9 protein-coding genes are annotated in these 11,042 nt (G+C 63.4%); 6 read left to right on the forward strand and 3 right to left on the reverse strand.

Going from position 1 to position 11,042, the window contains the following annotated elements; all coding sequences use genetic code 11:
* Positions 1 to 36: 36 nt before the first annotated feature.
* A complete protein-coding gene (gene recN, locus A0O30_RS26630) occupies positions 37 to 1,710 on the forward strand; it encodes a DNA repair protein RecN (RefSeq protein ID WP_105948695.1) in 1,674 nt (557 codons plus the stop codon).
* Positions 1,711 to 1,903: 193 nt separating this feature from the next.
* Here the strand turns inward: recN and fur are convergent, their stop codons facing one another.
* The gene (fur, locus tag A0O30_RS26640; protein ID WP_012274258.1) at positions 1,904 to 2,308 is read right to left on the reverse strand and encodes a ferric iron uptake transcriptional regulator; all 405 of its coding nucleotides are present in this window, start codon (positions 2,306 to 2,308) and stop codon (positions 1,904 to 1,906) included.
* A gap of 97 nt (positions 2,309 to 2,405) precedes the next feature.
* Between fur and A0O30_RS26645 the strand changes: the two genes are divergently transcribed.
* Positions 2,406 to 2,942 carry an outer membrane protein assembly factor BamE gene (locus A0O30_RS26645; RefSeq protein ID WP_025754268.1) on the forward strand — a complete coding sequence of 179 codons (537 nt, stop codon included), beginning with the start codon at positions 2,406 to 2,408 and terminating at the stop codon, positions 2,940 to 2,942.
* Between the two features lie 62 nt (positions 2,943 to 3,004).
* On the opposite strand, the gene A0O30_RS26650 is transcribed toward A0O30_RS26645, so the two are convergent.
* Positions 3,005 to 3,439, reverse strand: a complete 435-nt coding sequence (locus A0O30_RS26650; RefSeq protein ID WP_105948696.1) for a type II toxin-antitoxin system RatA family toxin — start codon at positions 3,437 to 3,439, stop codon at positions 3,005 to 3,007.
* A gap of 163 nt (positions 3,440 to 3,602) precedes the next feature.
* Here A0O30_RS26650 and smpB point away from each other — a divergent pair, with 163 nt between their 5' ends.
* Positions 3,603 to 4,085 carry an SsrA-binding protein SmpB gene (gene smpB / locus A0O30_RS26655; protein ID WP_012274261.1) on the forward strand — a complete coding sequence of 161 codons (483 nt, stop codon included), beginning with the start codon at positions 3,603 to 3,605 and terminating at the stop codon, positions 4,083 to 4,085.
* Between the two features lie 123 nt (positions 4,086 to 4,208).
* Here smpB and A0O30_RS26665 read toward each other — a convergent pair whose 3' ends face one another.
* Positions 4,209 to 4,976, reverse strand: a complete 768-nt coding sequence (locus tag A0O30_RS26665; RefSeq protein WP_105948697.1) for an FCD domain-containing protein — start codon at positions 4,974 to 4,976, stop codon at positions 4,209 to 4,211.
* Between the two features lie 255 nt (positions 4,977 to 5,231).
* On the opposite strand from A0O30_RS26665, the gene A0O30_RS26670 reads away from it, so the two are divergent.
* The 3 genes from A0O30_RS26670 (at position 5,232) to A0O30_RS26680 (ending at position 10,997) form a co-directional block, all read left to right on the forward strand.
* Positions 5,232 to 6,902 (forward strand): lactate permease LctP family transporter, encoded by a 1,671-nt coding sequence (locus tag A0O30_RS26670; RefSeq protein WP_105948698.1) that lies wholly within the window; start codon positions 5,232 to 5,234, stop codon positions 6,900 to 6,902.
* Between the two features lie 63 nt (positions 6,903 to 6,965).
* Positions 6,966 to 8,111: an FMN-dependent L-lactate dehydrogenase LldD gene (gene lldD, locus A0O30_RS26675; RefSeq protein ID WP_016712100.1), complete on the forward strand. Its 1,146-nt coding sequence runs from the start codon at positions 6,966 to 6,968 to the stop codon at positions 8,109 to 8,111.
* A 75-nt stretch (positions 8,112 to 8,186) separates the two neighbouring features.
* Positions 8,187 to 10,997 (forward strand): FAD-binding and (Fe-S)-binding domain-containing protein, encoded by a 2,811-nt coding sequence (locus tag A0O30_RS26680; RefSeq protein WP_105948699.1) that lies wholly within the window; start codon positions 8,187 to 8,189, stop codon positions 10,995 to 10,997.
* Positions 10,998 to 11,042 lie beyond the last annotated feature (45 nt).

The raw sequence follows: 11,042 nt of genomic DNA on the forward strand, positions 1-11,042 counted from the left end.
ATAAATAACCAGACCTGACTTTCGGGAGCCGCCCCCATGCTGGTGCACCTGTCCATTCACAACTACGCCATCGTCGAGCACCTCGACCTCGAAATCGCCCGCGGCATGTCCGTCATCACCGGCGAGACCGGTGCCGGCAAATCGATCATGCTCGACGCCCTCGGCCTTGCCCTGGGCGACCGGGCCGACAGCGGCGTGGTGCGCCCCGGCACCGACAAGGCGGACATCCTCGCCACCTTCGACCTGGTGGACATTCCCGAGGCCCATGCCTGGCTGGCCGAACGCGACCTGGACAACGACGGCCTGTGCATCCTGCGCCGGGTCATCACCGCCGAAGGCCGCAGCCGCGGCTACATCAACGGCACGCCCTGCCCGCTCGGCGACCTCAAGGCGCTGGGCGAACTGCTGATTGATATCCACAGCCAGCACGAACACCAGTCGCTGCTCAAGACCGATACTCACCGCCGCCTGCTCGACGAGTACGCGGGTGCCGTCGACCTGGCCCGCCAGGTGCAACTGGCGGCCAAGCGCTGGAACCAGACGCGTCTGGAGCTGGAACGCCTGTCCAACTCCGGCGATGAGCAGCGCGCCCGCCACCAGTTGCTCAGCTACCAACTGGAAGAGCTGGACAACCTTGGCCTGGGTGAACACGAACTGGAACACCTGGAGCAGGAGCACAAAAACCTGACCAGCGCCGAAGCGCTGTTCGGCATCTGCCGCCAGGTTATCGATCAGTGCAGCGAAAGCGATTCGGGCAACGTGCTGAGCGCCCTCACGTCCAGCCTCAACCGGCTGGGTGCGGCCACCAACTCACCCAAAGCCCTGGGTGAAGCAGCCAACCTGATTGCCAGCGCGCAGATCCAGGTAGAAGAAGCCGTGGGCGAGCTCAACCGCTTCCTCGACAACTTCGACGCCGACCCTATGCGCCTGCAAGCCTTGGAAGAACGCCTCGACACCATCTATACGCTGGCGCGCAAACATCGCGTGCATCCCACCGAGCTGCCTCATCTGCAGCAGCAGTTGATGGAAGAGATCGAAGGCCTGAACGCCAGCGACGAGTCAATCGAGCGATTGGGCGAAGAGCTTGCCGCCTTCGCCCAGCACTATAAAGAGAAGGCTCGCGAACTCAGCGGCCTGCGCCAGCAAGCGGCGCAGCAGTTGGCAGGCGCAGTGGAGCAAGAAATCCAACGCTTGGGTATGCCTGGTGGGCGCTTCTGCATCGACCTGACGCCCAACGAAGGCACAGATTTGTCGCCTCACGGCTTGGAGCAGATCGAACTGCTGGTCAGCGCCAACCCCGGTCAACCGCTCAAAGGGCTGGCAAAGGTAGCCTCGGGTGGCGAACTGTCGCGTATCAGCTTGGCGATTCAAGTGATCACCGCGCAGACATCGCGCATTCCTACCCTGGTGTTCGACGAAGTCGATGTGGGCATCGGCGGCCCTACCGCCGAAATTGTCGGCCAACTGCTGCGCCGCCTTGGCGAGCGCGGGCAAGTACTGACTGTAACCCACCTGCCGCAGGTGGCCGCGCAAGGGCATCACCACCTGTTCGTGCACAAGGTGCGCAACAGCGATACCACACACACCGCCGTGGCCAGCCTGGGCAAGCGTGAGCGGGTAGAAGAAGTGGCGCGGATGCTGGGGGGCATCGACCTGACCAAAGAGTCGCTGGCGCATGCGCGCAAGATGGTCGTTTCTGGCAAGGTTTGATGCTACACGCACTGGCCCTATCGCCGGCAAGCCAGCTCCCACAGGGTGCTCACAAGCCTTAGGCATTGTGGAATACCTGTGGGAGCTGGCTTGCCGGCGATAGGGCCAGTGCAGGCAAAACATAGCTCTGCCCACACCATAAAGCACAAAGGCGACCCGAAGGTCGCCTTTGCTATTCATAACGAAAAATTCGTTACTTCTTCTTACGCACATACAGGACCAGATTGTGGTCCACCAGCTCGTAGCCATGCTCGGCCACGATTTCGCGCTGGCGCTTCTCGATTTCGGCGTCCATGAACTCGATGACTTCACTGGTATCCACGTTCACCATGTGGTCGTGGTGACCACCATCGGCCAACTCGAACACGGCGTGGCCGCCGTCGAAGTTGTGGCGAACCACCAGGCCCGCCGCTTCGAACTGGGTCAGTACGCGATAGACGGTGGCCAGGCCTACGTCCTCGCCTGCTTCCATCAGCGCCTTGTAGACATCTTCGGCGCTCATGTGACGCTGCTCGGTGGAATCGAGCATCTGAAGGATCTTGACTCGAGGCAGGGTCACCTTGAGACCGGCTTTGCGCAATTCGCTATTTTCAACCATGGTCAGCTTTCTCGCCGATGCTGCTTCGCAGCTTCTCTTAATACGGGTATGATCGGGGTTTACGTTGTCCAGCCAAGATAGTGGAAGTCGCCCACCGATGCAAAACACCAAGCTCTTGCTAAACAGCCTCGCCCTCGCGGGACTGCTCGCACTCGCCGGTTGCTCGTTTCCCGGGGTTTACAAAATCGACATCCAGCAGGGCAATGTCGTCACGCAAGACATGATAGACCAATTACGCCCCGGAATGACCCGACGGCAAGTAAGGTTTATCATGGGCAACCCGCTGATTCAGGACACCTTCAACACCAACCGTTGGGACTACCTGTACAGCCTGCAGCCAGGTGGCGGTAAACGTCAGCAAGAACGCATGAGCGTGTTCTTCAACGAAAGCGACCAGCTGGTCAGCCTGTCTGGCGACTTCATGCCAGGTGTCAGCCGCGACCAGGAAATCCTCGGCGGCAGCAGCGACACCACGGTCAGCCCGGCCACCGAGCCTGGCCAGGCCGAACAGCCAGCCGCGCAGCCCGTGGAAAAACCAGCCAAGCCTGGCTCGACCGAAGAATCCATCCAGCGCGAAATCGACACCATCGAGACCACCCCGGTCCCGACCCCTGCACCGCTGGAAACCCGCTAATCGGGACAGCAGGCACAAAAAAGCCCGGACGTGTTCCGGGCTTTTTATTTTCGCTCGCTTAATCAGGCATTCAGCTGCTTGGCGCGCTGGCAGAAAGCATCAACCAAGGTGTTGGCCGCCTGGTTGAACAGCGGGCCCAGCGTGGCGCGCACAATCGGCCCGGCATAGTCGAAGGACAGGTCCAGGCTGATCTTGCAGGCCTTTTCACCGAGCGGCTTGAACACCCACACACCATGCAGCTGGGTGAACGGCCCTTCTTCGAGGTTCATCTCGATGGACTGCCCCGGTACCAGCACGTTACGCGTGACGAAGTGCTGGCTCATGCCCCCTTTTGCCACTTCGAGCCTGGCGCGCATATGCGTGTCGCTGGCTTCCATTACTGTCGAGGCCGAGCACCACGGCAGAAACTCAGGGTAGCTGGCCACATCGTTGACCAGATCGTAGAGCGCCTGGGCGGGGTATGGCAGCAGGGCAGAGCGTTGAATATGGGTAGTCATCCAGGCGTCACTTCCAAGGCTGGGTGGCGGCGTTTCGCAGCGTGCCGAAAACAGGTTCTGTGCGTATGACAGGGTTTGTATTGTCCGGTATTCATTCCGGTGGCTCAAGCACACCGAAATCCCATAGCGGACGACGCGCGGACTTGCCTATAATGCCGCCCCTATGGCTAAGCAAAAAAAACATCCGACCGGGACCATCGCGCAAAACAAGAAAGCGCGACACGATTACTTCATCGAACACAAGTTCGAGGCCGGGCTGGTCCTGTCCGGCTGGGAAGTAAAAAGCCTGCGCGCCGGCAAGGCACACCTGACTGACAGCTACGTGCTGCTCAAGGACGGTGAAGCCTGGCTGTTCGGCAGCCACATCACCCCGCTGACCACCGCCAGCACCCACGTCATCGCCGACCCCATCCGCACCCGCAAGCTGCTGCTGAACAAGCGCGAGCTGGAGCGCCTGGAGGCCGCCGTGGCGCAAAAAGGCTACACCTGCGTAGCTTTGGCGCTGTACTGGAGCAAGCACCTGATCAAGTGCGAAATCGCACTGGGCAAGGGCAAGAAGGAATTCGACAAGCGCGACACCATGCGCGAACGCGATTCCAACCGCGAGCTGCAGCGGGCTGTGCGGAACAAGGGCAAGGAAGACTAAGTTTTCTTCAGCCTGTTCCGGCCTCTTCGCGGACACGCCCGCCCCCACAAGGATGGCACCAGCCTCAGGCCCGGCGCATATCCTGTGGGAGCGGGCGAGCCCGCGAAGAATCCAGCACCGCTCTCAGCGCCCGCTACGCCGCTCCGCCCGCGCCACCCGCTGCGCTTCCTCATGCGCCTCTTCCAGCACCTCCTGCACATACAGAATGTGCCGGCTGGACACCTCTCGCGCATCCTCCGCCCTGCCCTCGACAATCGCCAGGTACAGCTCCCGGTGCTGACTGATCAGCATGTCCCGGGTCTCGGTGCGTTGCTGGTACATGCCACCAATGTTGGTCACCACGTTGCGCTTGAGCAGGTCGAACAGCCCTCGGATGGTATGCAGCAACACCGCGTTGTGGCTGGCTTCGGCAATCGCCAGGTGAAAGCTTGCATCGGCTGCGCCCTCTTCCGCACGGGTCACTTCATCGACCCGGGCATAGCAGTCCTGCAGTGCATCGAACGCCGCCTTCAACCGCGCCCGGTCCGGCTCGGTGGCACGCTGGGCAGCGTAATAGGCGCAGGACGCCTCCAGCGTGTGGCGGAACTCAAGCAAATCACGCTGGGCCTCGGCACTGTGTTCTAGCAACCGCAGCAACGGGTCGCTGAAGGTGGACCCCAACGACTCGGCAACAAAATTTCCCCCGCCCTGACGGCTGACCAGCAGCCCCTTGGCCACCAGTTTCTGGATTGCCTCACGCAGTGACGGGCGGGACACGCCGAACTGTTCGGCAAGGACACGCTCGGCCGGCAGCCGCTGCCCCGAGGTCAGCGTACCTTCCAGAATCATCCCTTCCAGACGATCGACAATGTCGTCGGACAGGCGCCGTTGGCGGACCTGATCAAAAACCATCACATGCTCTCCACAAACCCCCGGCAAATTTCAGGGGGCGCCTATTCTCGCCGATCCAGGCCGCGCAAACACCCATCAAGCCGCGATTTTCCCAGCACATCAGGTGCCCGCTCATCGGCACGCGACCAAAGTTTTGCACGGGACAAATTGACACACCCACGACAGCGCTTTTAACCTAGCGTCCAGCCATTGTAAATTGGTCTTACCAATTATCCAATGCCAGTGCTGACCAACAACAATTAGGGGCCACCCCATATGCAAACCTGGCAACAACTCTATAGCCCGCTTGGTAGTCTTGGCCTGTCCGCACTGGCGGCGGTCATTCCCATCGTGTTCTTCTTCCTTGCCCTCGCCGTGTTCCGCCTTAAAGGCCACGTAGCCGGCAGCATCACCCTCGCGTTGTCGATCCTGGTGGCCATCTTCGCCTTCCAGATGCCTGTCGACATGGCATTCGCCGCCGCGGGTTATGGTTTCCTCTATGGCCTCTGGCCAATTGCCTGGATCATCGTTGCCGCGGTGTTCCTGTACAAACTCACGGTCAAGAGCGGCCAGTTCGAAGTGATCCGCAGCTCGGTGCTGTCGATTACCGACGACCAGCGCCTGCAAGTGCTGCTGATCGGCTTCTGCTTCGGTGCCTTCCTGGAAGGTGCGGCGGGCTTTGGTGCACCAGTGGCAATCACTGCCGCGCTGCTGGTGGGCCTGGGCTTCAATCCGCTGTACGCCGCCGGCCTGTGCCTGATCGCCAACACCGCACCGGTAGCCTTTGGTGCCTTGGGTATCCCGATCATCGTGGCCGGCCAGGTCACCGGCATCGACGCCTTCCACATCGGCGCCATGACCGGCCGCCAGCTGCCGCTGCTGTCGCTGTTCGTGCCGTTCTGGCTGGTGTTCATGATGGACGGCCTGCGTGGCGTGAAAGAAACCTGGCCTGCCGCCCTGGTCGCCGGCCTGAGCTTCGCCGTCACCCAGTACTTCACCTCGAACTTCATCGGCCCGGAACTGCCCGACATCACCTCGGCCCTGGCCAGCCTGATCGCCCTGACCCTGTTCCTGAAAGTCTGGCAGCCCAAGCGTTCGTTCAGCGAAGCCAAAGGCAGCGTCGGCGCAGCGGTTGTGCAGCCAAGCGGCAGCCAGCCTAGCCCGTACAGCTTTGGTGAGATCTTCAAGGCCTGGTCGCCGTTCCTGATCCTCACCGTGCTGGTCACCATCTGGACCCTGAAGCCGTTCAAGGCAGCGTTCGCCCCGGGCGGCGCGATGTACAACTTCGTGTTCAACTTCGCCATCCCGCACCTCGACCAGCTGGTGATCAAGACCGCACCGATCGTTGCCGCGCCAACCGCCATGCCTGCGGTATTCAAGCTCGACCCGATCTCCGCCACCGGCACCGCGATCTTCCTCTCGGCGCTGATTTCCATGGCGGTGCTGAAGATCAACCTCAAAACTGGTCTGACCACTTTCAAAGAGACCTTCTGGGAGCTGCGCTGGCCTATCCTGTCGATCGGCATGGTGCTGGCCTTCGCCTTCGTCACCAACTACTCGGGCATGTCTTCGACCATGGCCCTGGTACTGGCCGGCACCGGCGCCGCGTTCCCGTTCTTCTCGCCGTTCCTCGGCTGGCTGGGCGTGTTCCTGACCGGTTCCGACACGTCGTCCAACGCCCTGTTCAGCTCGCTGCAGGCCACCACCGCGCACCAGATCGGGGTCAACGACACCCTGCTGGTAGCCGCCAACACCAGCGGCGGCGTGACCGGCAAGATGATCTCGCCGCAATCGATCGCCGTGGCCTGCGCCGCCACCGGCCTGGTGGGCAAGGAGTCCGACCTGTTCCGCTTCACCGTCAAGCACAGCCTGTTCTTCGCCACCATCGTCGGCCTGATCACCCTGATCCAGGCTTACTGGCTGACCGGCATGCTGGTTCATCACTAAAGTGAAAGGGGCCGGGCGCCATCGCGCGCCCGGCACTCCCCACAAGCAACGCTGCGAGAATCCATGATCATTTCTGCCTCTACCGACTATCGCGCCGCGGCCCAACGCAAGCTGCCTCCTTTCCTGTTCCACTATGCCGACGGCGGCGCCTACGCTGAGCACACCCTGCGCCACAACGTGTCGGACCTGGCCAGCATTGCCCTGCGCCAGCGCGTGCTGAACAACATGTCCGAGCTCAGCCTTGAGACCAAACTGTTCGACGAAACCCTGAGCATGCCCGTGGCCCTGGCCCCGGTCGGCCTCACTGGCATGTACGCCCGCCGTGGCGAGGTACAGGCAGCCCGCGCGGCTGCGGCCCACGGCATCCCGTTCACCATGTCTACGGTGTCGGTGTGCCCGATCGAAGAAGTGGCCCCGGCCATCGACCGGCCGATGTGGTTCCAGCTGTACGTGCTGAAAGACCGCGGCTTCATGCGCAACGCGCTGGAGCGGGCCAAGGCCGCCGGGGTCAAGACCTTGGTATTCACCGTCGACATGCCCGTACCCGGCGCCCGCTACCGCGACGCCCATTCCGGCATGAGCGGCAAGAACGGCCCGCTGCGCCGCGTGCTGCAGGCCATGACCCACCCTGAATGGGCGTGGGACGTGGGCGTGATGGGCCGCCCGCATGACCTGGGCAACATCTCCAAGTACCGTGGCAACCCCACCGGCCTTGCCGACTACATCGGCTGGCTGGGCAACAACTTCGACCCGTCCATCTCCTGGAAAGACCTGGAGTGGATCCGCGAGTACTGGGACGGCCCGATGATCATCAAAGGCATCCTCGACGCCGATGACGCCCGCGATGCGGTCAAGTTCGGCGCCGACGGTATCGTGGTTTCCAACCACGGCGGCCGCCAGCTCGATGGCGTGCTGTCCAGTGCCCGCGCCCTGCCGGCGATTGCCGACGCGGTCAAAGGCGACCTGAAGATTCTCGCCGACTCCGGCATCCGCAGCGGCCTCGACGTGGTGCGCATGATCGCCCTGGGCGCCGACACCGTGCTGATCGGCCGCGCCTTCCTCTACGCCTTGGCCGTGCATGGCCAGGCCGGCGTGAAAAACCTGCTGGAGCTGTTCGAGAAAGAAATGCGCGTAGCCATGGTGCTGACCGGCGCCAAGTCGATCAGCGAGATCACCCGCGACTCGCTGGTACGCGAACTGGGCGCCTGACCGCCTGCAAGAACGACCGCCTGATTGACCCGGGGCATGTGGCGCACAGACGCCACGGCCCCGCGAGGAGACTGCATGAGCCTGCCCGCCGCGTTCCTGCGTGATGCCGAGCGCCTGATACCCGCCGAACGCCGCTTCGACGACCCCACTTCCACCCTGGCCTTTGGCACCGACGCCAGCTTCTACCGGCTGATCCCCAAGCTGGTGGTGCGTGTCGAGTCCGAAGACGAAGTGGTCGGCCTGATCAAACTGGCCCAGCGCGAGCGGGTGCCGGTCACCTTCCGCGCCGCCGGCACCAGCCTGTCTGGCCAGGCCATCACCGACTCGGTGCTGATCGTGCTTGGCGATAGCTGGGGGGGTAAAGAAATTCGCGGCCAGGGCGAGCAGATCCGCCTGCAACCCGGCGTCATCGGCGCCCAGGCCAACGCCTGGCTGGCCCCCTTCGGGCGCAAGATCGGCCCGGACCCAGCCTCGATCAACGCCTGCAAGATCGGCGGCATCGTCGCCAACAACGCCAGCGGCATGTGCTGCGGCACCGCGCAAAACACCTACCACACCCTGGCCGGCCTGCGCCTGGTGCTGGCCGACGGCACCCGCCTGGACAGCGAAGACCCGGCCAGCGTGGCCGCCTTTGAACGCAGCCATGCCGACCTGCTGGAGGCGCTGGCCCGCCTGGGCCGCGAAACCCGCGCCAACACGGCACTGGCTGACCGTATTCGGCACAAATACCGGCTGAAGAACACCACCGGCCTGTCGCTGAACGCACTGGTGGACTTCGACCAGCCGCTAGACATCCTGCAACACCTGCTGGTGGGTTCCGAAGGCACGCTGGGCTTTATCAGCGCCGTCACCTACGACACCGTGCCCGACCACCCGCACAAGGCCAGTGCCCTGCTGGTGTTCCCCAGTGTCGAAAGCTGCTGCCGCGCGGTCACCGTGCTCAAGCGCCAGCCTGTTTCCGCTGTGGAGCTGCTCGACCGCCGCAGCCTGCGCTCGGTGCAGAACATGCCCGGCATGCCACTGTGGGTAAAAGGCCTGTCGGACAACGCCTGCGCCCTGCTGATCGAGTCCCGCGCCGCCAGCCAGAGCCTGCTGCACGAGCAACTGCAACAGGTGATGGCCTCCATCGCCGATTTCCCGCTGGAACAACAGGTGGACTTCAGCGAAGACCCGGCCGTGTACAACCAGCTGTGGAAAATCCGCAAGGACACCTTCCCCGCTGTCGGCGCCGTGCGCCAGACCGGCACCACGGTCATCATCGAAGACGTGACCTTCCCCATCGAGCAGCTGGCCGAAGGCGTCAACCGCCTGATCCAGCTGTTCGACAAGCACCGCTATGACGAGGCGATCATTTTCGGCCACGCGCTGGAAGGCAACCTGCACTTCGTCTTCACCCAGGGCTTCAACAGCGCCGAAGAAGTCGCCCGCTACCAGGCCTTCATGGACGACGTGGCGCAACTGGTGGCCGTGGAGTTCGGCGGCTCGCTAAAGGCCGAACACGGCACCGGGCGCAACATGGCGCCGTTCGTGGAGCTGGAATGGGGGCATGACGCCTACCAGCTGATGTGGACGCTCAAGCGCCTGCTCGACCCCAATGGCATCCTCAACCCCGACGTGGTGCTGAGCGAAGACCCCGATATCCACCTGAAGAACCTCAAGCCGCTGCCTGCCGCCGACGAAATCGTCGACAAGTGCATCGAATGCGGCTTCTGCGAACCGGTGTGCCCGTCCAAGGGACTGACCCTCAGCCCGCGCCAACGCATCGTCATGTGGCGTGACATCAAGGCCAAGCAGCGCGCCGGCATCGACACCCGCGAACTGATGCAAACCTACCAGTACCAAGGCATCGACACCTGCGCCGCCACCGGCCTGTGCGCCCAGCGTTGCCCGGTGGGCATCAACACCGGCGAACTGGTGAAAAAACTGCGCAGCCAAGCTGCCGACCACGGCAAGACCGCCGACTGGCTGGCCGAGCACTTCCACACCGCACTGGGCGGCGCCCGCCTGACCCTGACCGCCGCCAACACCGCACGCAAGCTGCTCGGCGCCCCCCGCCTGGGCCGCCTGACCGCCTCGTTGAGCAAAGCCAGCAAAGGCCGCCTGCCCCAGTGGACGCCCGCGATGCCACAGCCGCTGCGCCCGCTGGACTTCGGCCCGGCCAGCAACGACGCCCGCCCCCGCGTGGTGTACCTGGCCGCCTGCGTCTCGCGGGTGATGGGCCCGGCCTATGCCGACCGCGAGCAAAGTTCGCTACTGGACAAAACCCGCGCCCTGTTGGAGAAAGCCGGCTACCAGGTGGTGTTCCCCGACAACGCCGACAGCCTGTGCTGCGGCCAGCCATTCGCCTCCAAGGGCTACCCCGAACAGGCCGAGCACAAGCGCCAGGAACTGATCAACGCCCTGCTGCACGCCAGCCGCGGCGGCCTTGACCCGATCTACTGCGACACCAGCCCCTGCACCCTGCGCCTGGTGCAAGACCTGGGCGAAACACGGCTGGACGTGTACGACCCCGTGCGCTTCATCCGCACCCACCTGCTCGACCGCCTGGAGTTCACCCCCCAGGACGAGCCGGTGGCTGTACACGTGACGTGCAGCACGCAGCACCTGGGCGAAAGCCAGGCTTTGATCGACCTGGCGCGACGCTGCAGCAAACAGGTGGTGATCCCGGAAGGCATTCACTGCTGCGGCTTTGCCGGCGACAAAGGCTTCACCACCCCCGAGCTCAATGCCCACTCGCTGCGCAGCCTGAAGGATGCGGTGCAGTATTGCAGCGAAGGCATCTCCACCAGCCGCACCTGCGAGATCGGCCTGTCGAGCCATAGCGGCATCGACTACCACGGCCTGGTCTACCTGGTAGACCGCGTCACCCGCCCCCGTAGCATCTGACCTCTCCCACGGGTGCAGCGTACGCCTCGAACCGTACGCGCACCC

The sequence above is a fragment of the Pseudomonas sp. LLC-1 genome (assembly GCF_002992185.1).
Classification (GTDB): Bacteria; Pseudomonadota; Gammaproteobacteria; order Pseudomonadales; family Pseudomonadaceae; genus Aquipseudomonas; species Aquipseudomonas monteilii.